The organism is Heyndrickxia acidicola (assembly GCF_001636425.1).
Lineage (GTDB): Bacteria > Bacillota > Bacilli > Bacillales > Bacillaceae_C > Bacillus_AE > Bacillus_AE acidicola.
Genome location: NZ_KV440953.1, coordinates 3,971,250 through 3,997,441 on the forward strand (window position 1 = coordinate 3,971,250; position 26,192 = coordinate 3,997,441).

At 38.1% G+C, this 26,192-nt stretch carries 22 protein-coding genes and 2 pseudogenes; 15 read left to right on the top strand and 9 right to left on the bottom strand.

What is annotated here, in order from left to right; genetic code table 11:
* Nucleotides 1-106: 106 nt before the first annotated feature.
* The 8 genes and pseudogenes from A5N88_RS18545 (at nucleotide 107) to A5N88_RS18580 (ending at nucleotide 8,943) form a co-directional block, all read left to right on the top strand.
* Nucleotides 107-2,479 carry an alkaline phosphatase family protein gene (locus A5N88_RS18545; RefSeq protein ID WP_066268716.1) on the top strand — a complete coding sequence of 791 codons (2,373 nt, stop codon included), beginning with the start codon at nucleotides 107-109 and terminating at the stop codon, nucleotides 2,477-2,479.
* 232 nt (nucleotides 2,480-2,711) lie between these two features.
* Nucleotides 2,712-3,227: a GNAT family N-acetyltransferase gene (locus tag A5N88_RS18550; RefSeq protein ID WP_302466997.1), complete on the top strand. Its 516-nt coding sequence runs from the start codon at nucleotides 2,712-2,714 to the stop codon at nucleotides 3,225-3,227.
* Nucleotides 3,228-3,604: 377 nt separating this feature from the next.
* Nucleotides 3,605-3,964, top strand: coding sequence for a darcynin family protein (locus A5N88_RS18555; RefSeq protein WP_066268717.1), 360 nt, complete (start codon nucleotides 3,605-3,607; stop codon nucleotides 3,962-3,964).
* A 369-nt stretch (nucleotides 3,965-4,333) separates the two neighbouring features.
* Complete coding sequence (locus A5N88_RS18560) at nucleotides 4,334-4,840, top strand: hypothetical protein (protein WP_157090722.1); 507 nt, start codon at nucleotides 4,334-4,336, stop codon at nucleotides 4,838-4,840.
* 1,074 nt (nucleotides 4,841-5,914) lie between these two features.
* Complete coding sequence (locus tag A5N88_RS18565; protein WP_066268719.1) at nucleotides 5,915-6,697, top strand: metal ABC transporter ATP-binding protein; 783 nt, start codon at nucleotides 5,915-5,917, stop codon at nucleotides 6,695-6,697.
* 13 nt (nucleotides 6,698-6,710) lie between these two features.
* On the top strand, nucleotides 6,711-7,532 hold the full coding sequence (locus A5N88_RS18570) for a metal ABC transporter permease (RefSeq protein ID WP_066268721.1): 822 nt from the start codon (nucleotides 6,711-6,713) through the stop codon (nucleotides 7,530-7,532).
* 52 nt (nucleotides 7,533-7,584) lie between these two features.
* A complete protein-coding gene (locus A5N88_RS18575) occupies nucleotides 7,585-8,520 on the top strand; it encodes a metal ABC transporter solute-binding protein, Zn/Mn family (protein WP_066268722.1) in 936 nt (311 codons plus the stop codon).
* 13 nt (nucleotides 8,521-8,533) lie between these two features.
* Nucleotides 8,534-8,943, top strand: a pseudogene (locus tag A5N88_RS18580) (Fur family transcriptional regulator).
* On the opposite strand, the gene A5N88_RS24475 reads toward A5N88_RS18580, so the two are convergent.
* A complete protein-coding gene (locus A5N88_RS24475; protein ID WP_260525570.1) occupies nucleotides 8,901-9,311 on the bottom strand; it encodes an N-acetylmuramoyl-L-alanine amidase family protein in 411 nt (136 codons plus the stop codon). The pseudogene A5N88_RS18580 and the gene A5N88_RS24475 overlap by 43 nt on opposite strands.
* A gap of 315 nt (nucleotides 9,312-9,626) precedes the next feature.
* Between A5N88_RS24475 and A5N88_RS26415 the strand changes: the two genes are divergently transcribed.
* On the top strand, nucleotides 9,627-9,770 hold the full coding sequence (locus A5N88_RS26415) for a DNA-directed RNA polymerase subunit alpha C-terminal domain-containing protein (RefSeq protein WP_198160321.1): 144 nt from the start codon (nucleotides 9,627-9,629) through the stop codon (nucleotides 9,768-9,770).
* A gap of 427 nt (nucleotides 9,771-10,197) precedes the next feature.
* On the opposite strand, the gene A5N88_RS18585 is transcribed toward A5N88_RS26415, so the two are convergent.
* The 4 genes from A5N88_RS18585 to A5N88_RS18600 all read right to left on the bottom strand — a co-directional run bounded on the left by A5N88_RS18585 (nucleotide 10,198) and on the right by A5N88_RS18600 (nucleotide 13,963).
* On the bottom strand, nucleotides 10,198-11,109 hold the full coding sequence (locus A5N88_RS18585) for an NAD-dependent epimerase/dehydratase family protein (protein WP_066270675.1): 912 nt from the start codon (nucleotides 11,107-11,109) through the stop codon (nucleotides 10,198-10,200).
* A 71-nt stretch (nucleotides 11,110-11,180) separates the two neighbouring features.
* On the bottom strand, nucleotides 11,181-12,245 hold the full coding sequence (locus A5N88_RS18590) for a hypothetical protein (RefSeq protein ID WP_066268723.1): 1,065 nt from the start codon (nucleotides 12,243-12,245) through the stop codon (nucleotides 11,181-11,183).
* A 24-nt stretch (nucleotides 12,246-12,269) separates the two neighbouring features.
* On the bottom strand, nucleotides 12,270-13,205 hold the full coding sequence (locus A5N88_RS18595; protein ID WP_066268725.1) for a glycosyltransferase family protein: 936 nt from the start codon (nucleotides 13,203-13,205) through the stop codon (nucleotides 12,270-12,272).
* Between the two features lie 50 nt (nucleotides 13,206-13,255).
* Nucleotides 13,256-13,963 (bottom strand): galactosyltransferase-related protein, encoded by a 708-nt coding sequence (locus A5N88_RS18600; protein WP_083953219.1) that lies wholly within the window; start codon nucleotides 13,961-13,963, stop codon nucleotides 13,256-13,258.
* Nucleotides 13,964-14,215: 252 nt separating this feature from the next.
* On the opposite strand from A5N88_RS18600, the gene A5N88_RS18605 reads away from it, so the two are divergent.
* From A5N88_RS18605 to A5N88_RS18615, 3 genes and pseudogenes are all read left to right on the top strand, one after another.
* Nucleotides 14,216-14,995, top strand: coding sequence for a GT-D fold domain-containing glycosyltransferase (locus A5N88_RS18605; protein WP_066268730.1), 780 nt, complete (start codon nucleotides 14,216-14,218; stop codon nucleotides 14,993-14,995).
* A 39-nt stretch (nucleotides 14,996-15,034) separates the two neighbouring features.
* Nucleotides 15,035-15,793 (top strand): glycosyltransferase family protein, encoded by a 759-nt coding sequence (locus A5N88_RS18610; protein ID WP_066268732.1) that lies wholly within the window; start codon nucleotides 15,035-15,037, stop codon nucleotides 15,791-15,793.
* A gap of 538 nt (nucleotides 15,794-16,331) precedes the next feature.
* Nucleotides 16,332-17,038 (top strand): annotated as a pseudogene (locus A5N88_RS18615) (translocation protein TolB); the annotation flags it as partial.
* A gap of 1,217 nt (nucleotides 17,039-18,255) precedes the next feature.
* Here the strand turns inward: A5N88_RS18615 and A5N88_RS18620 are convergent.
* From A5N88_RS18620 to A5N88_RS18630, 3 genes are read right to left on the bottom strand one after another with little or no spacing between them, the layout of a single operon-like run.
* The gene (locus tag A5N88_RS18620) at nucleotides 18,256-19,020 is read right to left on the bottom strand and encodes a YhfC family intramembrane metalloprotease (RefSeq protein WP_066268736.1); all 765 of its coding nucleotides are present in this window, start codon (nucleotides 19,018-19,020) and stop codon (nucleotides 18,256-18,258) included.
* Nucleotides 19,010-19,993 carry an alpha/beta hydrolase gene (locus A5N88_RS18625; RefSeq protein WP_066268738.1) on the bottom strand — a complete coding sequence of 328 codons (984 nt, stop codon included), beginning with the start codon at nucleotides 19,991-19,993 and terminating at the stop codon, nucleotides 19,010-19,012. The genes A5N88_RS18620 and A5N88_RS18625 overlap by 11 nt, the downstream gene beginning before the upstream one ends.
* A gap of 35 nt (nucleotides 19,994-20,028) precedes the next feature.
* Nucleotides 20,029-20,553 carry a helix-turn-helix domain-containing protein gene (locus tag A5N88_RS18630; protein ID WP_066268740.1) on the bottom strand — a complete coding sequence of 175 codons (525 nt, stop codon included), beginning with the start codon at nucleotides 20,551-20,553 and terminating at the stop codon, nucleotides 20,029-20,031.
* Nucleotides 20,554-20,899: 346 nt separating this feature from the next.
* Here A5N88_RS18630 and A5N88_RS18635 point away from each other — a divergent pair, with 346 nt between their 5' ends.
* The gene (locus A5N88_RS18635) at nucleotides 20,900-21,628 is read left to right on the top strand and encodes a hypothetical protein (RefSeq protein ID WP_066268744.1); all 729 of its coding nucleotides are present in this window, start codon (nucleotides 20,900-20,902) and stop codon (nucleotides 21,626-21,628) included.
* 635 nt (nucleotides 21,629-22,263) lie between these two features.
* Here A5N88_RS18635 and A5N88_RS18640 read toward each other — a convergent pair.
* On the bottom strand, nucleotides 22,264-23,565 hold the full coding sequence (locus tag A5N88_RS18640) for a VTT domain-containing protein (protein ID WP_066268746.1): 1,302 nt from the start codon (nucleotides 23,563-23,565) through the stop codon (nucleotides 22,264-22,266).
* 308 nt (nucleotides 23,566-23,873) lie between these two features.
* Between A5N88_RS18640 and A5N88_RS18645 the strand changes: the two genes are divergently transcribed.
* Nucleotides 23,874-25,019 (top strand): NAD-dependent epimerase/dehydratase family protein, encoded by a 1,146-nt coding sequence (locus A5N88_RS18645; protein WP_066268750.1) that lies wholly within the window; start codon nucleotides 23,874-23,876, stop codon nucleotides 25,017-25,019.
* Nucleotides 25,020-25,037: 18 nt separating this feature from the next.
* Nucleotides 25,038-26,186: a glycosyltransferase family 4 protein gene (locus tag A5N88_RS18650; protein ID WP_066268751.1), complete on the top strand. Its 1,149-nt coding sequence runs from the start codon at nucleotides 25,038-25,040 to the stop codon at nucleotides 26,184-26,186.
* Nucleotides 26,187-26,192 lie beyond the last annotated feature (6 nt).

The following is a 26,192-nucleotide window of genomic DNA, read 5'->3' on the forward strand; positions in this document are numbered from 1 at the left end:
CTTTAATTTAATCTTCAATTAACCCAATATTTACATTATATAGATACGATAAAAATAGATTTTAGACTATTTTAAATTCTAATAAAAAGTAAATGGAGTTGAGTGTATGAAAAAGAAATCTTTACTATTGCTTGCTGCAACAAGTATTCTAGCAATGGGTTCAATTTTATCTATATCTTTACCTACTTTTGCTGCTCATAATCCAAGTCAGAAAATGGAGGCAAAAAGTGTTACAAAAGGAATCCCTTACAATGTATTAAATAAAAATAGTCAAGGAAAAACAGCGACACCTATAAAACACGTAGTTGTTATTTTCGACGAGAATATATCATTTGATCATTATTTCGGTACTTATCCGATTGCCAAGAATCCTGCAAATGAACCGCCATTCTACGCAGCCCCGGGCACTCCCAAAGTGAATGGACTGTCTGCATCATTATTAACAAAAAACCCAAACGCTGCGAATCCACAGCGTTTGGATCGGTCTCAAGCAATGACTCCAGATATGGATCACGGCTTTACTTCTGAACAGAAGTCTTTTAACGGTGGAAAGATGGACAAATTTGTTGAAAATAACGGACACGGTAATCCAATGGTTATGGATTATTATGATGGCAACACGGTAACGGCATTTTGGAATTTCGCCCAGCACTTTGCTATGAACGATCATTACTTTGGTTCAAACTTAGGACCATCAACACCGGGAGCTATCAACGTTGTTTCAGGTAACACGAGCGGCGCTGCTGCGTATAGTGCAAACAAAGCACAAAACGGAACCCCATTACAGCCTGGGGACAAGGGATTTCCTAGTTGGGCAGTTACAGGTGGTGACCTTTACGGTGACACAGACCCTTATTATGATTCTGCTTCTAAAGGGGCTACTGCGGGATTATCGGGTACCAATATCGGTGATTTGTTGAATAAAAAAGGACTCACTTGGGGTTCATTCTTTGGCGGATACGATAATCCAGCAGCACAGCACAAAAATATCGGTGGAAATGCAGTTACTGACTACATCCCGCATCACGAGCCATTTCAATACTATGCAGGAACGTCGAATCTAACTCATGCGAAACCGTCATCTGTCGCGATGATTGGACATACGGATCAAGCAAATCATCAATATGATTTGACTGACTTCTGGGCAGCCGCAAATGCTGGCAATCTGCCAAACTACTCTTTCTTGAAGGCACCTGCCTATCAAGACGGCCATCCATCCTACTCAGACCCGATTGACGAACAAAAATGGCTTGTAGAGACCGTCAATAAGCTGGAATCCTTACCTACGTGGAAAAGTACTGCGATTATTGTCACCTATGATGATTCCGACGGCTGGTATGATCACGTTATGCCCCCAACTGTGAATCCGAACGATCCGCATGCAAAAGCGGTGAAAGGAAATAATGCCGCTAATCCGCCGCAAGATCGTATAGGATACGGACCTCGGCTTCCGATGGTTGTAATATCGCCGTATGCTAAGCATAATGCTGTCGTCAGTACACTTGCAGACCAAGCCTCTGTCCTTCGTTTTGTTGAGGACAACTGGAAACTCGGACGCATTGGCAAAGGCTCCTTTGATACTCAAGCGGGCTCTCTTGATAACATGTTTGACTTTAGCCCAGGCTACTACAATCCTCCTGTGTTCCTAGATCCAAATACGGGCGAACCAGTAGCTAAAATGAAACCATTTACTCATAATGGACAGCTTTACGTGGCTGTGAAAGATCTGGAACAAAGCTTGGACGTTCGTGCACACAAGATTGGGAAGGAAGAAAGTTTTATATACGGGGGTCACTCCGTTGAAATACCATCCCACGGCAATTACGTTAGAGTAAACATGAAACCCGTTAAGCTGGAGGCTCCAATTGTTAAAAAGAATGGCTCCGTCTGTTTGCCAATTGCGAACTTATCAAAAGCCCTTGGTGTGACGCCAGTGCAGTTTAAGACAAACGAAATTTTGTTCAAACAAAGGAACGCGAAAGGGTCAAAGACCCAAACTAGCGGTACGGTTAACAGTAAAAACGATAGCAAGGGGTCTGCTGGTAAAGCAGCAGCGAGGTTTGTAGTTGAAAATAACAGTAGGACTGAATCTAGCACTTTGTCGATAGGAACACCTGACTCAGTGAGTGCAGGCACAAATAATGGAACACTTGTTAATCAAACCATACAAGGTGCTTACTCCGGAAAGACTTACAGCCTGATGATCAAGGGGAACCCTGCCGACGCGGGTAAGACTGTGTATGTAACATTCAAGCATGGTGATATGGACAAAACAGGTAAGCTTACATTAGGTGAAAGGGAAATCAGCATAACACCTGTTGCTGTAACTCTTGACTCAACAGGCAAAGCGGTTCTTACTTACACTGTAGGTACTGCCCCAATAAATGATGATGCTTATGACAATGATGAAATCGCGATATCCGATACAAAAGGAACGTCAGCTGCTTCGTACACGAACCAAATTACCGTATTGAGCTAATGGTTGTAAAGGAAAAGTCCATTGAAAGTCTCGAACTTCGGTTCGAGACTTTTTATTGTGCGCGTGTGAAAGAGAGAAAGAGGAGCTGGATGCATGGTTCCGAAAGGAGAAAAAAGAGTTTTGGCTGCCATGTGTGTGGCAGTCTTTTTTTGCTTAGCTTAACTGTCTGAAGGAAAATGGTCATTCGGTATCGAAAAAGAAGAGTAAAAATAATATAGAAAAGATGATGACAATGATATTAGTAAGACCGGCACAAGAGCATAGTGAACAAATAATGGCTTATCGGACAGCGTTTTTACATTTGGGAGAACAGCCATATGGCGGTTCTTCATTACAACATTTTGAATCCTATTATGAATGGCTTCAAAAAGTCAAAGACCAGGAAAAAGGAGAAAACTTACCGCAAAACCGAGTTCCGGCCTCTCAATTTTTGAGTATGGTAAATGGGAAATTAATCGGTTTAATTAATATTCGCCATCAATTAACACCAGAATTATTGATTGAGAATGGACATATCGGCTATAGTGTGCACCCGGATGAACGCCTCAAGGGGTACGCCGCTGAGCAGCTCCGACTTTGCTTACAGGAAGCGAAAAAACTAGGATTGGAAAAAGTATTGATCACTTGTGATAAAACCAATATCGGCTCTGCCAAGACCATTCAAAAAGTGGGAGGGATTTTAGAAAGTGAAGTGATTTCCTCAAACAGTCATGAAATTGTTCAACGGTACTGGGTAGAAATAGGATAAACAAAACGATAAGATCCCGGCTGTCATGATAAGCCGTTTGAGGTACCCGCAACTATAAAAGACAGTATAAAATCAAAGCAATTCACATATGAATTCGCTTTGCTTTATTTATTGATCTATCAAGGATTTTAGTGAAATGGAAGGTTAAATCACAAGTGAAATTTCATAGTATTTAACACGTTGATAATTTTTATTGTCTTGTTGTGATTTCAGATGCGTTTTTGTATGTTAATAGGTCCAGATTTATTAGTTGATATATTTCACAAATTACTCCCACTAGTCGTTTTTAGGTTTTAAACGGAAAGAATTATTACCATAAATTACTAAAAATTAGTACAATTAAATTGTATTTTAAATGAATTAAAGGAGACAAAACAATGACAAAAAACAATTTAAATCACGGTATTATAATTTTATTAGAGTTTTATCCATCTTGGTTAGCTTTACCTCGTGAAAAAAGAAGAGAGCTTGCAGGGGATTTATATTCAATAATTGGAAAATACAGCAAAAACGTTAAGGTGAAATTTTTTGACGCAGATGCCTTTGGAGACGGTACCTATACCGATTTTATTTTATGTGAAACATCAGATTTAAAAATGTATCATTTTATGTGGGAAGAAATACGAGATACATATACCTATTCTAATGGTTACTTTAAAATTAAAAAAGTTATTATGGGTGTACAGAATGCCTATCAAAAATTCGAGGAAGAAGTTTTAGAAATGGATTCTGAATAAAAAAAAAATCTAGCTGCAATAAAAAAGAGATGAAACGTTTTAATGCTTCTTCATTAATCTAACCATATATTTACTCAAAACAATAAAAAGCTGTGTGATTTCAATTCTGAAATACACTGCTTTTATACTTGCGTTTTCCTCTGCTGATCTCCAAAAGAGAACGCCTTACTGTCATGATTGGCAGCTTTTTTTATGTCCGGAACCGGAGGGCGGCTATTAGAAGGAAGCTATAAGATAGAAATTCAACAGAGCCTTTTTTAAAAAAAAATTAATAGGTAAAAGAATAGATCTCCTTAAATTGTGCAAAAAGCTTAATAAAAGCACTCTAACGGGTTTTTAAGCAGAGAAATAATATTATGCAGAATATGGATGGATTTTAAAAAAGTACATATCCTAAACCGTGGAGGTGGTAAAATGAAAAACTCGAAATTACTTTTATTAGCTATGGTCATTCTTCCATGGTTAACTTTACCTTTCCTTGGAAAAAATACATTTAAAAAATATCTCCCGTCTGCCATATTTATCGTTACATTTACAAAAGCATTGGATTTTTTCGGTGAAAAAAAGAAGTGGTGGCGGTTTTATAAAGGGATACCTCCATTAGATAGTATGGATTTTTTTAATTTTGGTCCTTATTTTGTCACGAGTCTTTGGATGTTAAAACTGACGTATGGCAAATTCCCATTATATTTTATTTCAAATACGATTCTCCACATTTTATTTACCTTCGTAGGATTGAAATATTTAAAGCGATATAAAATAGCTTCGATAGTAAAAATGACAAAGCTTCAACACCTTACTATGAGTATAATAAGAGGACTTGTTTTTTATGGTTTTCAATCTATAAATGAAAGAAAACGCGCCCTATTCAAATGAATAGGTTATTTTTCTAGAAACAGGAATGGGCTATAGCATTTTATATTATGACGGTGAACCGTACCATAAGTAAATGAGGTTTTAAGTTTGTATTTCGGATCAAAAGGAAGAAATGCAAACTTAAATAGGCTGATTAGTGGCCATGCTTACTAAAATAAGCATGGCCACTATATTGAATTTTATCTGGATACCGTATAGAACGTGTCTCTCAAAGCATATTCGTTATCGAATCAACACGGTAATCATTCGGATCGAGGATTCTGTAATCACCACTTATTTTATTTCCCTGGAATTTAAATCCTTTTCTGCTCTCTAAAGTAAACCACCACTGATTTGAGAAGCACATTACTAAAAGGGATAAAAGTAAATTAACGATTACATTTTACTATACCTTTAAATTTAACTATTTGATTCCCCCAAGTTCCCCGGATTTTTTTGTAAGAGCAAATTTTGGAAAACAGTAAGATCCAAACCAAAAAACATACAAAGATTTTTTGGTGAAATTTAGGATAATCTCCAACTGCTGAAAAAAGGTTCACTTTCAAATTTTACAGGGGAAATTGGGGATTTTTTTAACTAGGATCTAAAGGTTAAATAAAAATTTGCATATTTTAGTAGAATAAAATTCGTTTTTATTCTATTTTACACATTTTCACCTCTCTAATCCATACTACTATTATCAATTACTGGGCGTGATTCCATAAGAAGAGCTAAGTATTGAATGGAGTTTGGTAAAGCAATGGAACGTTATAAATTTACTGTTGGAGCGGCAAAAAAATATATTAGAATTTAGAAAGTTCAATAGTGAAGATAAAGAATTTAGAATTGTTGCTCGCGAACATAAACTTGGAGGATAAAAGAAATGAGATAAGTAGAATCAGATGTAATGACTAATTTTTTAATTTATAAAATAAAATTTTATTAAATTGAGGAGCCTTGGTTACTATCAAGTTCCAAGGTGCTTATCATTGGAGATCGGCCCAAAAGAAAGTAATTGACATAATAAATCGTAATGATTACTATTTATAATAGTGATCATTACGATTTATTGTTTATTACGAAGGAGTTGTTGATTTGACTAAAGCTGTAACTCTTAAAAATGTAAATGTATCGTTTGATGGGAAGTGGGTCTTACGAAATCTTACTTTCTCAGTTGAATCTGGTGAATTCTTAGGAATTATTGGGCCTAACGGTTCTGGGAAAACAACACTTATGAGAGTTTTACTAAGCATACTTAAACCACAGGAAGGTACTGTTGAAATCGTAAATGCTTCTTGCCTTGGTTATGTACCCCAATCTAGGCAAATCGATCCTGATACACCGTTGTCAGCTCGGAATTTTGTGAGCTTAGGATTGCCGCATAAATTAAGACCATGGCTAACTCACCAAGATAGATTGATCGTTGAAGAGGCTATGGAATTGACTAATTCTATGGATTATGCCGATAAACCGATTGGGAAATTATCGGGTGGGCAACGTCAACGTCTGTTTTTAGCTCAAGCATTGGTAAGAAATCCACAAATACTGTTACTTGACGAACCCACTTCGAATTTAGACCCAGGGGCTCAAGAAACCATTGCATCAGTAGTCGATCAAATCCGCCGAGAACGTGGGATAACCGTTTTATTTGTAAGTCATGATGTCAATTTAATTTCGAGATATGCGGATAACATCCTATATATGACCCAGGATACTTATGCTATAGGAACGGTCGATGAAATTATGCAGTCCTCTGTTTTATCTAAACTCTATGGAATGCCAGTCGATGTCGTACATGCGGGTTCTAGTCTTCTTGTCTCATTTGATAATACAAAAGAAACCGCTGCATCCATATGTGTGCATTCGATGGCGGAATAGGTGGTGTTTTTTTATGTTTCAATTTGATTTTATGCAACATGCTTTTATAGCAGGAACCATCGTCTCCATTATGTGCGGTGTAATAGGAGTTTACGTGATTTCTAGAAACAGCTCATTTATGGCACATACGTTTTCTCATATTGGATTCTCTGGTTCTGCTTTTGCTGTATATTTAGGATTTAGCCCATTAAATGGGTTTCTTCTTTTTACCATTGCGAGTGCACTAGCAATTGGCCAGATGGGAGTAAAGGTCTTTAGACGAGAGGTATCCATTAGCGTGGTTTTAAGTGTGTTTCTTGGGCTTGGATTGTTATTTTTGTCACTTTCAACTAAAAATGCTAATTCAATGACTTCCCTTCTTTTTGGAAATATACTCGGCATAAGTTCGAATGACGTATGGCAAATATCGATTTTATCCATTTTGGTTCTTCTATTATTAACACTAGGTTATAAGATGCTGAATTTTGATTCGTTTGACCCAGTGGGCGCTCAAGCAGCGGGATTACCAATACGTTTTATCTCCATCTGTTTTTTGCTTTTACTTGCTGTAGCAACCACTGAAGCTTCACAGATGGTGGGTGCTTTGCTGGTCTTTACCTTGATGACCACTCCAGCTGCAGCAGCTCGTAATCTTACCCATTCAATCGGTAGAATGATATGGATTTCCTCGTTAATTGCTTTAATAGGAGTATGGGTTGGTTTGGTTGTTGGGTATTATACAAACTTGCCAATTAGCTTTTTAATAACAGCATTTGAAGGTGTCTTGTATTTTATTTCCCTTGGTTGGAGATCTCTTCATGAACGAATGAAGCCGATTGAAGCTACCACTATATAGCAAGGAAAAATAATATTGATAGATGTTAAGTCTTAAAAGGAGGATTTAATTTATGGTAAAACTGAGCAGACTTCCAAAGATTACGAGTCTTGCAGCATCGGTGTCCTTAATATTTCTATTGAGTGCCTGTGGTTCATCTGCGAATTCTGCGTCTACATCAAATGAAGTTAATTCAACATCCAGCAGTAAAATTAAAATCGTTGCAGCAGAGAATTTTTATGGAGAGGTAGCTAAAGCCGTTGGAGGGGATCATGTAGTGGTTACCAACATTCTAGATAATCCTAACACAGACCCACATGACTATGAACCAACTCCTGATGTGGCAAGAACGGTTAGTAATTCTCAAATGATTGTATATAACGGGGTCGGATATGACGGCTGGATGGATAAGCTGATCAGTGCAGATTCCTCCTCAAAATCAAAATCCATCATAAAAGTAGCAGATGACGTAATGGGCAAAAAAGATGGGGATAATGAACATGTTTGGTACAATCCCGACGCGATGCCGAAACTAGCATATAAGCTTGCAGATAATTTGGCAAAGTTAGATCCAAGTCAGGCTCAAACTTACCATAAAAATGCACAAACATTTATTGCTTCATTAGTAAAGTTTCAAAAAAAAGTTCAGAAACTTAAACAAATATCTGGAGTGAAGATAGACGTTTCAGAACCAGTATTTGATTACATGGCAAATGCACTAAACATGAGTGTTAATGATCCGAAATTTTCAAAAGCAATCGATGAAGGGACGGATCCTTCGGCTTCCGATGTTGCTCAGCTGCAAAGTGATATAAAAGGAAAAAATATTAAACTATTTGTATATAATATACAAAACTCTAGCCCGACAGTCGATAATCTTGTGAAAATGGCAGAAAACTCTGGAGTTCCAATTGTAAAAGTTACTGAAACAGAACCAAAGGGTAAGACCTATTTACAATGGATGGATGATCAATTAGATCAGGTTTCAAAGGCATTAGAGATTAAATAAGGAGAGTGTAATGATGAATGTAGACGGTGCTTTAAAAATCTTGAAGGATCATGGATATAAATATACAGATAAAAGAGAAATGATCTTGGAGATATTTTTTAATGAGAAACGATACATGCCAGCGAGGGAAATCATGAGTTTTATGGAAGAAAGCTATCCGAATATTAGCTAGATACGGTATACCGAAACCTGTCCCTTCTGGAGGAACTTGGGATATTAGAAGCAACCGAATTTCAGGGAGAAAGACAGTACCGTTTTTCATGTTCATCGGAAGATCATCATCATCACGTAATTTGCACAAAGTGTAAAAAAACCATTCATTTTGATATGTGCCCAATGGAAATGTTAAATGCTATGTTTGTTGATTTTAAGATTACAGGTCACAAATTTGAAATATATGGATACTGCAAGAACTGTGCATAAGATTTTCTTAATGTATGTTGGAGCTGGTTGAGCATTGTTTCGTAAAACATACAAGTCATCGAATTTTTTCCAATGTTATTTAATCCCGTTGTTTTTGTGACCTCATTTAAAATATCCGAGGCTAAAGGATTATTTGATTTCTGATAGTAAAAATCAGTCAATCCATTTACCGATGACTCATCTGACCAATTATAGTGAAAACTTATAAAAGCGTCCGCATGGTTTTGGTTGGAAATATCTTCACGTTGTTGTAAGGGAATATACGAATTATCGGTCCGAGTCATGATGACAGTGGCACCTGCTTTTTCAAGCTTTTGTTCAACCGCTTGAACTGTTGGTAAGGTCAATGATTTTTCGTGTGTTCCCACAATGCTTGAAGTTTAAATGATTGATAGCAATCCTATTTTGAGGAAAATTGGGGGATATTTTAGTTAAGATTATATTACAATAGTTTCCTGCAAAAGTATAAAAGATAAATGCCCTTACTAAGTCTTTCTTAGTTAGGGCCTATTTTTTGTATATTTTTTTGATAATGTTGTGTCAAATATAAGGGATTACTGTTTTAATAAAACCTCCCATTTAGAACCCAATAATCCTCCAGATTCCCCAACATTTTTTCTGTAAGAGTGAACTTTAGAGAATAGTATGATTCAAAACAAAAAAACACTTTTCAAAAAATTTTATTGATTGATGCAGGAATAAATACAACTGAACAAGTTTTATCAGGTTCAGAAACAGACTTAATGAATGTCCATAATTTAGGAGAAAAGAGATCAAGAGAAATATGGAATAGTGCTTATAATTCTGTAATTGAATATATGTCGTGATAATAGAAAAAACCTCATTTAGAATTACTACGGTGAACCGTACCATAAGTAAATGAGGGTTTAGTAAAAGTTTCGGTATAGGCAGATGTTAAAGTAAGCAAAAAGATCACCAAACTAAATTGAGTGATCTTTTGGGAAAAGGCTGTTTTCGCATAGATTGTTGCTTTTCGCATAAGTGTTAAACCCGTAATAAGTGAGGCGTCGTGGCATCTTTTCGTCTTTAGTCATTGTGTTTTCAAGTATGGACCCTTTGTATCCTACATTCACTTATACAAATAGCAACAAAGTTTACGAAAAGAGCCTTGGAGAATGCTCTCCTATTGATTTCCTAAAATCCTATCGTGAAGGAATATTCTTTCCTGTTAAGTTGTTCTTGATCGCAGCTGTTTGCGTCTGACCTGAACTGGAAATGTAAAGCTTAACTGTGTTATGGTTTTATACTTTTAGCTGTTTCCTTTAATCCTTCCTCCAAAGTATATGATGGTATCCAATTTAATAATTTTTTAGCTTTACTATTTGCAAGGAAACTATTTGGGATATCTCCTGCCCTAGCAGATTCATAGCTTGGAACGATATTACATTTCAAAATATCCCTGCACATATAAGATAACCTATTGATAGACGTGTTAGTTTCGGTTCCAAGATTTATTATTTCATTATCTCCCTTTGTGATGGCCGCCACATTGGCTTTGGCTACATCTTTAACAAAAATAAAATCTCTTGTCTGCTCGCCATCTCCATAAATAACTAAAGGTTTGTTTTCTGCTATATTGTTTAAAAAAATGGACACAATTCCTCCTTCTGCATCTGCTGTTTGCCTTGGTCCATAAACATTTGCATACCGTAAAATGGTAAACGGAAGCTTATTATAATGATTAAAAAGCCTTATATAGGATTCGCATGTTGATTTGGAAACACCATAGAAGGAAACTGGGGAAGCTGCTGCAGATTCTTTAAGAGGAAGTTGATGGTTTTCTCCATAAACTGCTGCAGAAGAAGCAAATATTACTTTCTGAACACCATATTTATCACAATATGATAATAATCGGATTGTACCCATGATATTTTCCATTGCATCTCTAAAAGGATCACCTAAAGAAATTGAAACCTTTACTTGTGCAGCCAGATGAATAAGAATATCTGGTTGGAATTCGCAAAAAACCTGCTCTACTTCCTTACTGTTGATATCTAAATTAAAAAAAGCAGCCTTTGTACTTATATTTTCTTTTTTGCCGGTACACAAGTTATCAATCACTAAAACGTCATATCCACTTTCAACTAATAGATCCACCGTATGTGATCCAATAAAACCAGCTCCTCCAGTAACCAAAACCTTCAACAAGAACCAACTCCTTTTATTTATAGTAAGGATAAACGAACCGACAGATGTCCTGATTTTTACAAGTGAGGTTATTTTTTTGGAGGGGGTGTATCGGCCATATCAACTAGTGCAGACAAATCATTTACATGCTGTGATATCCATTCAATACCTGGATCTCCCTTAGTTCCTTCTCTTTTTAGCCACCAACTCAGCAAATAACATTTGTAGTAAATTCTTGTATAAATATAACTATTATAGAACTTATTCCAGTTGATTTTATTTTTGCTTTTTGAATTCCAACCATTTAAATATGATTTTAGAGCCAATTTTGAAAGTTGCTCCGGAGGGACGTGAATATCTTTTTCACCAATGTACTCCATTAGCTGACACATCGGTGTTATTTTCATGTTTTCAAAATCAAAAAATACAGTGCCATTATTGGAATTTCTAATTAACATATTAAATTTAGAAACATCACCAGGATGGATTGTCAGGGGCATATAATAAATAGTGTTGACAATATGGTCAATCCAACCGTTTTGAAGTCTTTCTAAAAATAAGAGCAATTTTTCTCCGCCAATGTTTTTTATAGTGTCTTCTTTTATTTTCCGAAATTCCCCTAATTCTATGAGGTTATCGCAGATTGTTTGCTTTTCAAATAAATTATTGACAAGTCCCTTTGCTTCATTCATACCATAACGACTTTTTTCCCTTAAAAGTCCTTTGATTTTACCATTACGAAATCTCAAAATTGGGTTTTCAAAGCAGGCAGCAAAAAAGCCTAAATTGCGGAAAACCTTTTTTACAATATGATGATTAGATAAATCAGGGTTTTCTCCGTTAATCCATTCTAATATCATAATATATCTTTCAGGGTTAAATTGATAAGAAGTAAGTTGGGGTATAAATTTGCGTACCGGTTTTGATAAAGCATCATAAAATAATATTTCTTTAATAAATGAAGGAGTCGTACCGTATTTAATAAAAACTTCCTTTATAGCTGCTTCCGAGTTTTCTCTCCACTTAATGTGTTCAATTTTTTTAGTGCTGCTATTTTTTAGAATTAAATCCCGGTCAATTATTTCTATATGTTTTAAGCCAAGAAGACTAGCAATCTCAGAAGAAGTAATATCTTCAATTGGATGGGAACTCAATTAATTTCCTCCTTGTTAAGGACTCTAATTTTCTTTTTCTATAAGATCACTTACCATATTTACAAATTGTCGAGCTCGTTGAGCAGTAGAGTGCTGTTCTTGTATAAATCGATAACCTTCTAAAGCAATAGCTTCCCTTTCTTCATTATGGTGCAGGTAATACTCAGCCTTCTCTAGGAAGTCGTTTTCGGTTATGGAAATGAAGTGCTTACCTGGAATGAATCCTAAATCTAATATTTCTGGTGAGGCGGGGGCTAACATTAAAGTCCTGCAGGCAAGGACTTCAAAGTATTTCATTACCGTGTAGTTATAAATTGAATTACATGTAAAAAAGATCTTGGCCTTATTAATTTCTTGAGCATATCTTTGGCCAGCAAAAGTAGTATCTTTCTCATGGTCTTCTACATTACGGTATCCTGGATGCTCATGATAAACAAATCCAGGTTTGTTTTGCATTGCCTCAAGGATTTTGTATCTCAAGGAATAAATGGTAGGATGTACTGCACCCATTAAAAGGTAATCAATTTCTTTATTCATTCCGTAATCTTTAAATATATGTGTATTGGCATGATGCGGCAGCCATCTCATTTTGCTTGAAAACTCCGGGTACCATTCCTCAAAACTGTCTCGATAGTAGGTGAAAATTGCTTTTACATTTAATGATCGCAGTTCTTCTTTGCGTTGTTCTATATGGTAATGGATATCATGCAAGTTTACAGCAAAGGGGATTTCCAATGTATCAACTCCGGAAAGTTTGGGGGAATTGGTTTCGCCATATTCATTGATAAAAATAAAATCGGGGCGTGCTGGGAGAGTATTAATGATATCATTTATATTGCCCGGTTCATGCCAAACCGTTAAATCTGTTAGTTTAGCCACTTCACTTAATAAATAATGAAACTCAGGGGAGACATATTTGCTGAAGTCACCAGTTATGACAAGAAGTTTTAATTTTTCCAATAAAATTTATCCTCCTTTTTATTCACTAACGTTAATTTAGCTCATATTGTTTAAACTTTATAACACTCGCCGCATAGGTCGGTGTTTCTTTCTTCAATTAAATTCCGCATTGCCTCTGGATTCCCATTTGCGCTCAGATATCGAAGAAAAAGTTGATAAATAGCATCTTTATCCTCCAACCCCTCATATCCACTAAATGGTGGGTGCCATAAATGAAAAATTTCATGTTCTAGCCTTATATATCGACCACACAAAGTATTTAAAGAGTGTGCAAATGCATCATCCTCTCCTCCCCAGCCACAAAACCTTTCATCAAATCCGCCTACCTTCTCGAAATTCAATCTTGGAACTATGTTCAATCCACCTTGAAATCCACATGTAATCCCACATTCCAGATTCATTTTGATTGGAAACTCCGGTTCTGTTTTATAAAGGTCATTAGAACTGTTTTCGCTAATCCTTTTAATGGTGTTATAAGGAATGACCCATGGATATCGATCCAGTAGGTTAATGGATTCTTCAATAATTTTTGGATCATACAAGATATCGGAATCAGCAATGACAAAAATATTTCCTGTTGCTTTTGTTGCTGCATCATTTATGGCTTGTGACCTGGAAAAAATCCTATATTTGCAGCTGCCTATACACAATTCAGCCTCCGGCATGAGCGCTTTGTAATACTTTTTCACCCATTTAAACGCTTGATCCCGTGGCCCGTTATCTGGTCTGTAGGGAATAAGGATTGAAACACTCTCCAACTTTAATAACCTCCTATAAGATTCAAAGCAAAAAGCCATGTTTTTAAATCGCAGTTTGTAATAAATTATGCGGACAATTTCACGTTGCTTAGGTAAAGACGAATTTAATTACAAAGTCTTGCACAAATTTACCCTCTCCCCATGATTTGACCCATTTTATTAAAAATAAGGATACTTTGTTCACAACCTTTATGAATGAACATATTTTATTACGAATAAGCATCTAATTTAATAATGAAAGGACCAGACTGAATGGATACACAACCATTAACCAGTGCTCAATTAATGGACAGAATTTTAGAGTCATTGAATCAAAAGCTTCCGTGTTCAATCATATCAGTTGGACAAACAGAAGCAGTTTTTATGGGACAAGATAGGTTTGCTGGCGATCCTGTATTGCAAAATTTCCAATTTCATCTTCAGAGGGAAGCAGAAATTGCTAATAGTGGATTTAAGGAAGGATTTTATCATAGGGGAATTAGATTTCCTAACCCACAAGCACAGCAGCAAGTCCTCGAGGCAGTAAAAGCGGCGGATTTTATTGGTTATAATACTTTAGAAGTAAATGCAAAAACAATTACCGAGAGAGTATTCTCACTTTACGATATAGAGCCAAAAAGGGTCTTTGAAGCAAATATTCGAAGGGTATTTATGAAATCGCACGAAGAAAAGTTCAAACAAATTTTAAAAGATAGAAAGGTGTTATTGATTGGTTCACTGGCATCACAAGCCATGACTTCATTAAAAGCAAGATACTCAGAAGAATTAGGCTGTGAAATTGTAGGAGCTATCCCAATTTATGAATATGAAGATATTCCTAATGTTAAGCAAGAACTCAGTCATTTCACCTTTGACATATGTTTTCTTTCAGCAGGTATAAATGCAGTTATTCTTGCTCCATATATAGCTCAAAATTTTGGGAAAGTAGCTTTTGACATCGGCTCAGGGATGAAGACATTTATTACTAATGAAGTTGTAACCGATTCTTTTATTGATGAAGTGATTGGTCTAGATAATCTAATGAACATGTAAATTTGCTTACAATGAAGAAGTTATTTAAGGAGAAAAAAAATGAAAATTTGTTTTATGATAACCACCACGAATACAAGGGAAGAATCCCTTTCATGGATTGTGGAACATTTAATAAAGTACATCAATATCCCTTTTGCAATCTATATATATAACGATGGTGCTCCTCCTCTTAAAGACATTGTATCTTCTTTGCTGAATAAATATGGAAGGGATGATATTTATTTTGCAGTGCTAAATGACAGCAGGGAAATAAGTTTAGAAAAAATAGGGTGTGGGGGGGGACGCTTTCATTTATTTGAAAGGGTAAAATTGAACTATGAAATTGTCGTATCTTTAGATGATGATATGCAAATAACTGAGGGATGGTATGAAAAGATAATTGAAGCAATTAATGCCTTTCCAAATCACTCTTTTTTTTCGTGTGTAGTTAAAGGACCTAACGAAGTTGTTCAAAGGGCAGGATCAGGAATGCTTATACAGGATGGCATCCTTTACAGATTTGAACATACTTTTATTAATGAAAAATACCATGTAGCTGAGTGGGGTCCCTTCGGCTGCTTGATTCTTTGTCGAAGGGCATTGCAGCCTGATGTCAAGGTGCCAGGCTTATATGTTCGGGAAGATGATGCCTTTTATTTAGAAATGAAAAAATTAGGTATTAATGAGACCGTTATTGTCAACGATGCTGTGGCTATTCACCGGGCAATCCCTACCTATGAATCTAACCTTCGAATACCTGAGAAAATGAAAGAAGCTGAACAATATTTTTTAAACAAATATGGTTTAATACTACATTAAAGCTATAGTGATTTGTCCTTTGGGGAAATATGGTAATAAATTCAAATGGTTATAGTTAATGATGATCTTGCGACAACCATTAGCAAATCAACAGCAAAAATAAAAACCTCTTGCATTTGAAAGGTGTCAGGTTGCAGACAAAGGGTATTTCGAATGTCCCTATCCGGATACCTTTTTCTATTTTGAAGGACATTTTTTTCCGTTAAAAAGATGTTTAGAAGTTGTAAGTTTTAGACGATTGGAAAAACAGATTTTGTTAGGCTGTTTTCGCATGAATTGTTGCTTTACGTACAAGGCATCATTCCTTATGTTGTGTGCCTTCGTATTTCGTTAGCTATTCACATCATTTAATACTAAATCTTTGTTTTAAATCATTTTTTTGTGTCAATTAGCAACAAAGTTTACGAAAAGAGCCTTTTTTTATTATAGCGGCATCATTTAGGGCTGTTGGTTGTGAGCAGCCTTTTCATGTTTCACTAAACCGGGATGAGTGAAGAGAATTCCTTACTAATATTTGATCATCCTAAAAGGAGGATGGATGATCTTGATTAAGCGGATTTTTTTACTACTGATATTTATTGGTCTATATTTATCAACTTCGGTTAGTGCCAGTTCTCCACTTAAAGCTGCATTTATCCGTGACCATCAGTTATGGCTAAAAGATGGAGATAAAGAAGTTCAACTAACAAAGAACCGTTATGTGTATTCTCAAAAATGGTCTTATGACGGTCATTTTATAGGCTATATCGATGGGGATAAGCTTGGGGGAAAATCGGATTTATTCATTTATGACACAAAGGAAAAAGTAAGCTATCAGCCTTATGTAAGGGTGGTGACATCAGATTTTAAATGGTCACCCACAATGATCAAGGAATATTAAATGTCACGAAAATAAAGGATGGCCGCCCACAAGGTTTTCAAAATGTAGCAGTAGGTGTTAGTGGTTTTGAATGGTTCCCTGATGGACAAGACTTTATCGTTTCCTCACAATCCTGTATACGCCCTACTGGATGGGGACCAGTACCGCTATATAGAATTCCAGTTAACGCAAATGGCAGTAAAGATAAAGCTAAACCTTTTTATACCGTCAAAACAGATAAAAAAGATTTGTTTGCTATTGATGCTGATTACTTTAAGTGGAGTTTTGATGGTAAGTGGATTAGTTTTTTAGCTGTCCCTACAGCCTCTTGGTCAGCAGATAGCAATACATTATGTGTCATATCATCACAAGGAAAACAATTTAGGGACAGCGTTATGACAAGCGCGCTTTCAGTCTTTATTGAGCTGTTAAAACAAGACTCCGAGCCTTTAACTGCTCCCGAAAGAGAATGACGCATTTGATAGGCTACTGAAAAGAGTCTGGATAAGATGGAAATCAACACAATAAAACCCTGCCGTGTGGCAGGGTTTTTGTTTTTAGTCGCCGGGACTAAAAACGGCATCATTCTCTTGTTTCCATTGGTTGTTGTTCATAAAAGCAACATCTTCTTTGAGTCATGGGAACGGTTCATACTTATGAGCTTACAGGTATTCCGTATTTAGTCGCCGGGACTAAATACAGCATCATTCTCTTGTTTCCATTGGTTGTTGTTCATAAAAGAAAACATCTCCTTTGGGTTATGAGAATGGTTTATATTTATTAGTTACAGGTATTCCATTCTTAGTCACCAGGACTAAAAACCGCATCATTCTCTTGTTTCCATTGGTTGTTGTTCATAAAAGAAAACATCTCCTTTGGGTCATGAGAATAGCTTATAACCTATGAATCTACAGTATTTTCGGATATAAATCGCCGGGACTAAAAACGGCATCATTCTCTTGTTTCCATTGGTTGTTGTGCATAAAAGCAACATCTCCTTTTGGGTCATGAGAATGGCTTACACTATTAATTTGCAGGTACTCCACGTTTAGTCGCCGGGACTAAAAACGGCATCATTCTCTTGTTTCCATTGGTTGTTCCTCATAAAAGCAACATCTCCTTTGGTGTGAAGAATGACTTACATTATCTGTTTTCCCGCATGATTCCCTATTAAACATTTTTAAGTGTTTTTTACGAGAAATCCCAAAAAACTTTATTAGATTTTTATATTGTGGGGGAATAGTGATGGATTGACCCTGCATTTGTGTTGGGAATTTAGCATTGGCTGTTTTCACTTAGATTGTTGTTTTTCGTAAAAGTGTTAAATTCGTGTGAAGTGAGTCTTCGTGGCATCTTTTCGTAAGCAATTCACAGATTTACTACAGAGCCTGTGAATTTCATTATTTATTTGTGTTAAATAGCTACAAAGTTTACGAAAAGAGCCTTTACATTTCAATATCATCCGCTATATTTCTCCTATCCGAAATTGCTTCCCATACGTGAAAAACTTTAGTAGCGGTCAGTGATAGAAGGATTGATAGGTTTTAAATTTTTATCATATGTGGAGAGATGTGAAAGGATATTTAAAACCTATCTTTATGTTTTAAAAGTATCTTTTTAAGCGGTTTAAAAAGAAAATGGACAGGCATCCGATGATAGCAACATACACCTCGATGACCCAAAGCAGGGTGAAATGTCCTGTTTGAAAGAAAACTAGTGGAAAGTCGACGGCAGCGTGAATGAGCACAGCATATAAAAGATAGATTGACTTCCTTTTCACCACTCCCAATAAGACAAACACAGAAAGAAAGAGTTGAATAAAGATTGAAAAAAATCTTTCTGCACATCCGAAGAAATAGTAGGAGGCACCATGGCTTAACACGCCTTCCTTTAAAGTGCGGATGGCTTCAGCGGAAACCTGGCTGCCAAGCTTAGCTTCAAATGTTCCCGAATTGATCATAAAGGCAAAGATGAGATTTGGAAGCACCACTGCCAGGGTTAACAATACGGCTTCAGCGCCTCCCCATCCAATGCCAAAGGAAATGCCAGATTGATAGTCGCGATATTTTTTGAGAAGCCAGGTAAATAGAATGAAGCGTCCAACCTCCTCAAAAATCCCTGCGGTGAATCCACCGTATAAGCCAAACCAGACGGGATGATCCATGTAATGTGGAAAGTGCAATAAAACAATGGCATGAAGGACTTTCTCGAGCAGCTGGCTAAAAAAGATGAAGCCAACGGAACCAAGAAGCAACGGTTTTACGGAGACTCCGCCTTTTTTTCTATAAAAGACGATGAGACCGCCGAATAAGAGAAAGGAAAAAAGAATACAAACAAACATGGAAATGATTGCCGTATTAGTGATCAACGGAAACGCCCTCCTTGAAATGGGTATTCAGCCATTGGGATATTGCCTCTAGCCCCTCTGGACTTAAAGGGCGTTCTACAAGCTTGCTGTACATTTTTTTTGCTTTTAATATAGACCTTTCTTCATGCTGGACGCGCAAACCGTGTTCCATATCCTTAATATAATAGGATGCAGATGGACCTTTTACAAGAGAAGGAAGCTCGCCGATAAGCTCCGGTTCCACCAGCGGATCCTTATCTCCAGAGATTGCCATGACGGGACAGTCGAGCTTTCTTAAGGCGCTCCTAGTATCATAAGCGAAATGCTCCCGCATCCATTTTGCCGGCTGTTTAAAAAAGAAAAGCACTTTATACACGTCTTTATTAGAGTGAATCATTTTATCCGTCCATTTTTGAACTTTCATTTCCTGCTTCTCAACATTTACAAGCTTTCGTGCCAGCAGTCCTTTTAGCCCTTTTGCATTCATCAATTCTTTATAGCTCAGCTTTCTTTGAAAGGATAGGAACTCATTTAAGTTGGCTGCTCCACCTGAAGCCAGCAGCAAGCCTCCAATTTCCTGCCTTTCTGAAAGTGCCGTTCCAATAATGGTTCCTTCACTATGTCCAAGAACGACAATTCGCGCGGGATCAACATTGGGGTGATTTTTTAAAAATAAATAGCTTTCTTCTGCATCCTCAACAAGGTCCCAAAGCCCAGCTGAAACAAGCTTTTCCTTACTCCTTCCGGTCCCCCTCTTGTCATAACGGAAGGTGACAAAGCCAAAGCCTGCAATTCGTTCCGCTAGTTCTTTGTATAAGTTAAATTGATATTTTCCTTTAGGGCCGTTTCCGTTCCGGTCAATTGGCCCTGAGCCTGCTAAAAAGAGCACAGCAGGAAATCTTTCAGTTTGCTGCGAAGAAGGGATGGTAAGGGTTCCGTGTATTGCAGTTTTTCCTTTTATTTCAATTTCTTCTTCTGTAAATGTGTCAGCCATGGCCAACACCCCCCAAATCATTATTTTTGGTGATGTTAATCAGGAATAATAATGGTGGCAAAGTTTCTGGACTTTCTGTCAGGTGAGGGTTCGTTGTTCATGGCTTCTAACAGAAAGTCAGAAATTTTTCTTGTCAGTTCAGCAAACTCTTGATCTGTCAGCTGGAGGTTTGCAGCCCTGTAGCTGACACCGTCTTTTATTAAATCAATGTCATGGTTTTTTAGATAGTTCTCGTATTGATCGATAAGCAGTGATTGAAAAAGAAGGAATAACTGTAAATGTTCTTCTTTTGACAGCTTTTTAAGATCTTCTTGCGATTGGATAGAGGGCTGTTTTAAGGCATAAACTTTTTCGAGCGTCCCCCGCACCTGATTTTCTGCCGTCACTTCTAGAAAACCCGCCTCTAAAAGTGTGTTTAGCTGTCTATAAAGGGTAGCCTGCGGGACATTTCCTACTCGTTCGGAGATTTGCTGAACTGTCAAATGCTTGCCATTAATTAGTGATTGGATAATCTTCATGCGAACAGGGTGCAGGATGAGTTTTGCGTTGGTCTGTTTCATCTATATCCTCCATTTTTAAAAATATTACCACTTTTGATAATAGTTGAATAAAAAATGTTCTCATAAATGATAATAATACATTTACAAAAAATAGCAATGGTTTTTTAACATTTTTTTCTAGAATAAAAAATGTTATTGGCCGCAAGTGGGGAAGGGAGCTTTTTAGTTTATGGTTGATTTTCTCTTTTTCTTAAAGAGTACCAAGTATTCAATCCATTGCAGGTTTTTAACCGAGCTTTTTTAAAATGTAAAGAGGTGTAATTTAAAGAAATTGGGTAATCGTCTATACCCTCCCTGGACTTCAGCCATAATCTAGACTGTAACCTAGTATAGAAGGAGAGATTATATGAGCGACATAGGACATGAGGGGTATGAGACTGTTATGCGCAGTTCTGCGGGTTATGGATTAGGAAATTGTGGAGCGATTGGAAATGCCCAGATAAGACAATCTGGAACCTTGCCTGGGGGAATAAATATCGTTGGAAATCCACTATCGATGCCGGGCGGTACGAGCACACACGGAGGCTCACCAGGATCTGGAGCCCCTGGAGCTTCCATGATCATGCAGGGACCTGGAGGGACAATGACAATGCCTGGAATGATGGGATCTCCCGGCGGGATGAGCAGCTTACCGGGATATAGCGGAAGCCAGGGAGGAACAATGAGCAGCAAGCCAGCAAGTGTAATGTTTCCCAGTGGAATACCAGGAAGCACGGGAGGTTCAGGCGGAACAATGGGGATGCCAGGAGGCAGCACTGGCAGCACTGGAGGAATGATGGGAATGCCGGGAAGCACGGGCAGCCTCGGCGGCACGATGGGAATGCCAGGAGGAATGGGCGGCACCGGAGGAATGATGGGGATGCCAGGGGGAATGCCGGGAATGCCCGGAGGAATGATGGGGATGCCAGGGGGAATGCCGGGAATGCCCGGAGGAATGATGGGGATGCCAGGGGGAATGCCGGGAATGCCCGGAGGAATGATGGGAATGCCGGGAGGAATGGGCGGCACCGGAGGAATGATGGGGATGCCAGGAGGAATGGGCGGTATGAGCGGTTTTCCGGGGCTGGGATTTTAAATAGGATGTGTACAGAATGGGATGAAGCGTATACTATGACATCCCATTCTTTTATTATTGTTGGCTGCTTTATCTTATTCTTCGTACATTTGTTAAAGCTGTATTCTGTCTGTACTCACTGCATCTTTTCGTAAACCGCTTATAAGCATACATATTCGATACTTTTTTTGCTCCTTTCAAAAGTATCGTAAGGAGGTTTATCAAAAGAGCTTTATGAGAGCGGGGGATTAGAACCAAAATAGCTTGCAGATATTGAGAAGTAATCCTATTTGCAGTAAAACCACAGTTGGAAAAGTTTTTCATAAAGTGAATGAAGGACAATACGAGGCAAAGGCGAGCTGGAAAAGTCCTTCAAAAGGTAGATGAAGGACTAAACGAGACAAAGGCGAGCTGGAAAAGTCCTTCAAAAGGTAGATGAAGAACTAAACGAGCCAAATGCACGATAGAAAAGTCCTTCACAAGGTAGATGAAGGACCAAACAGGCCCAATGCACAATAGAAAAGTCCTTCACAAAGTTGATGAAAACCAATCTCCAGTAAAAACTCCTCCACAAAAGTTGTGAAGGAGTTTCAAAAGAGCATCTTGCTATTCTTCCATGATCAACAGTCCCTGATACAACGATGCACGGACCGTTGTTAATTGCTCTCTTGACCATTCTGCTCTTTTTTTAGAAGGGAAAGGAATCTGAATATTTCAAGGGCAAAAAACATGCCGCTGGTCCATGCTCCGCTGAATACATAGCCCGCCATGATATCACTGGGTTCAGCAGTTTGAATAGATACGACACTGACGGAATAGGCAGCAAGCACGCCTAAAAACAAAACCAATAGGATGGTGATGGCATGATAGTTGCGCCTGTGCCTAAATAGCGTGTACAGTAAGAAGCCGCCTATACTGACAATAAACATGGCAGGTTGATCGGGAAAATGTGAGCTTATTTGTTTATTGCTGAATAAGAATCGGAATAGCCAGTGGATTCCTGTTGAAAACAACAAGGTGCCAATTAAGGTGATGGCAAAAAACAACAGCTCAAGCCAGATATTCTTTCTGTTAAGAAGAACAATGAGAACCGTTAGGACAGCGAGTACGCTTAAAACTTTTACAGAAGCGATAGCATAAACAATAGAAATGATGCCGCTCCATCCTGGTGTGAAAATAGAATAAACAAGGGTTCGGAAAACGATATTAAAGTGTCCAAATTCATTGGCAATAAAATCTTGTATCATGCCGATCATTAATGCAAAAAGGGCAGCAAACAGAATGAGCATAAACAATAGGAGAATTTTTACTTTGACAAAGCTTTTATAGCGTTTAAAGGTGGCGTGAAAAATGAGTTTCATGGATTCCTTGATAAATTGACGGTTTGCTTTAATCACGATATACGCCAGAACCGCGATGCCCGCTATAATGCTGGCAAGAACCAGCCATTTTTTAATTTCCCCTTGATACTTGTCCCATTTAGGACCAAGCGAATAGCCTAAGAAAATGAAAGTTCCTGCCCACAAAAACACACCTATATAGGAGAAAACAGCAAATGAACGAAACGGAAGCTTGATGACACCGGATATGATACTGGCGACATGGCGGATTCCCGGAATGATATAAGAAACGACTAGCAGGACCTTGCCATATTTAGAATACCAATGTTCCATTTTCTCCATTTTTTCCGGTCCCATATGGATGTAGCGTCCATATTTTTTAAAAAAGGGACCGCCAAGCTTGTATCCAATCCAATAGGAAATTGAGGCGCCAATAATGCCGCCAAGTCCTGCAACAAGAATGGACAGAATCAGATTCATTTTCCCCTGGAAGGCAAGAACGCCTACATAACTCATAAGAGCTTCATTCGGTATGGGAATAATAATGAGCTCGAGCATTAATGAGAAAAAAAGCACAATGTATCCATATTCATTTAATAGATGAATTAATGCGTTCATAACCATACTCCCTCATAAACTTAAATGACAGTATTCTACTCGGGCAATAGCGCATGTTTCTCTTATCATAACCATTTTTATTTCCTCTGAATCCTGTCCTTACGAGAAATCATGAATAATGTCCGTTATCGAGTTATTCATGGCCCAAGCCGTTTTGGAAAACAGACATGATAAACCTTAAGAAAGTTCATCCTTGCACAATAATTTTTAAAAATTCTTTTATTCTACTCCATAAAAACTTAAGAATGAACTTTTATAATGATTTTGGTATCTATTTATTACGATTCGATTATTTAGGAGGATTTAGAATGAGGATTATTGTTGCAGGCGGAGATGGTTTTTGCGGCTGGCCAACAGCCCTATATTTATCAAAACAAGGACATGAAGTTTCAATAATAGATAGCATGATTCGGCGTAAGTGGGACCAGGAGCTTGGTGCAAATTCTCTAGCACCGATTTCTACTCTTGAAGAAAGGGTAAACAGGTGGTTTGAATTAACAGGCAGCACGATCAATATCTATCAGGGTGACTTGATGCAGTACGACTTTTTAAGAGAAGTGATTCGTCAGGAACGGCCGGATGCATTTGTTCATTTTGCGGAACAAAGATCGGCTCCTTATTCCATGATTGACCGTGAGCATGCAGTGTTTACCCAAACAAACAATGTGGTGGGCACGCTGAATGTTATCTATGCTGTGAAGGAGCTTGTTCCGGATTGCCACATTATTAAGCTGGGTACGATGGGAGAATACGGCCAGCCTAATATTGATATTGAAGAAGGCTATATTAAAATTTCCCACAACGGGCGGGAGGATGTCCTTCCATATCCGAAACAGCCAGGTTCTATGTACCATCTTTCCAAGGTCCATGACAGCCATAATTTAATGTTTGCTGCAAAAATTTGGGGACTTCGTGTAACCGATTTGAACCAAGGGGTTGTGTATGGATTAGATACAGAGGAAACGAAGCTTGATCCTGTTTTGGCGAACCGCTTGGATTATGACGGCGTTTTTGGTACAGCATTAAATCGTTTTCTGATCCAGGCAGCGGTCGGCCATGATCTAACCGTTTATGGTTCAGGCGGCCAGACTCGCAGTTTCTTAAACATAAAGGATACGGTCCGCTGCATCGAAATTGCAGCCAATCACCCTGCTGATAAAGGGGAATTCCGTGTATTTAACCAATTTACAGAAGAGTTCTCAGTGCTTGACCTTGCCCAAAAGGTGAAGAAGGTTGCAGAGAAGGAAGGCCTTCAGGCGAAGATTGCCCATCTGGATAACCCTAGGAAAGAAAAAGAAGAGCATTACTATCATGCCGTTAACACCAAACTCGTTGATCTCGGCCTTCAGCCGCACTTGTTAACCGATGAGGTCCTTCATAATATTTTAATAACGGTGATGAAGCACCAAGATCGTGTTATTAAGGAGAAAATTTTACCTGAAGTCAAATGGTAATAGGAAGTGAGCAGAACCATGAGAATAGCGATCATCACGGAAACTTTTTTGCCATCAACAGATGGAATCGTGACCCGGCTGTGTGCATCCATTCGCTGGCTTAAAAAGCAGGGGAATGAGGTTCTGGTGATTGCACCGGATTTAGGTGTGGCAGATTTTGAAGGAACACCTGTTGCGGGCATTCCAGCTTATCCTTTTTTTCTTTATAAAGATAAAAAATTATCCTTTCTTTCTCGAAAGGTAAAAAAATATTTACTGGATTTCAAGCCTGATCTGGTCCATGTAGTCAATCCTGCCTTTCTTGGAGCAGCAGGAATTTATTATGCAAAACAATTAAAGCTCCCTTTGATGGCGTCCTATCATACACATGTGCCTAAGTATGCGGATTATTACCGCCTTTCATTTTTAAAGCCGGCGCTGTGGTGGTACTTCCGATTGCTGCATAACAGGGCTGACTTGAATTTATGTACCTCCCAATCTGTGCTGACTGAACTAAAGGAGAAAAACTTTAAAAACATTCATCTTTGGGAACGCGGCGTGGATACAAAGCAATATCATCCTCACCGTTATGATGAAGCCATGCGTGATCGGCTGACTGAGGGCAAAAAAGATAAAAAACTGCTTCTATACGTGGGACGATTGGCCCCGGAAAAAGATATTGAAAAGCTGCGTGAGGTACTGAGGAAATCCTCTGACTTTTGCCTGGCCATTGTGGGGGACGGCCCGCATAGAGCGTTCCTTGAGGAATTTTTCAAGGGAACGGATACGGTATTTACTGGTTTTTTGCATGGGGATGAGCTGGCTAGTGCCTATGCCTCGTCAGATATCTTTGTGTTCCCGTCAACAACTGAAACCCTGGGGCTTGTGTTATTAGAAGCCATGTCTTCGGGCCTGCCGGTTGTTGCAGCCAAGAGCGGCCCTACAGCTGAACAGGTCAGCCATGGGATTACCGGAATGCTTTACAATCCGGAACACCAAGAGGAATTTGTCCAGCATATAATAAAGCTTAAGGACGACTCGCTTCGTTTAAAGCTCGCTGAACAGGCCCGCCATGCCAGCCAAAAGGCGGGATGGGATAAACCATCCAAACAGCTGCTTGATTATTACAGAAAAACGTTAACGGAAAATCTGCAGCCAGCTGAAGTGCTGAAAGAAAATACTTATTAAATAGGG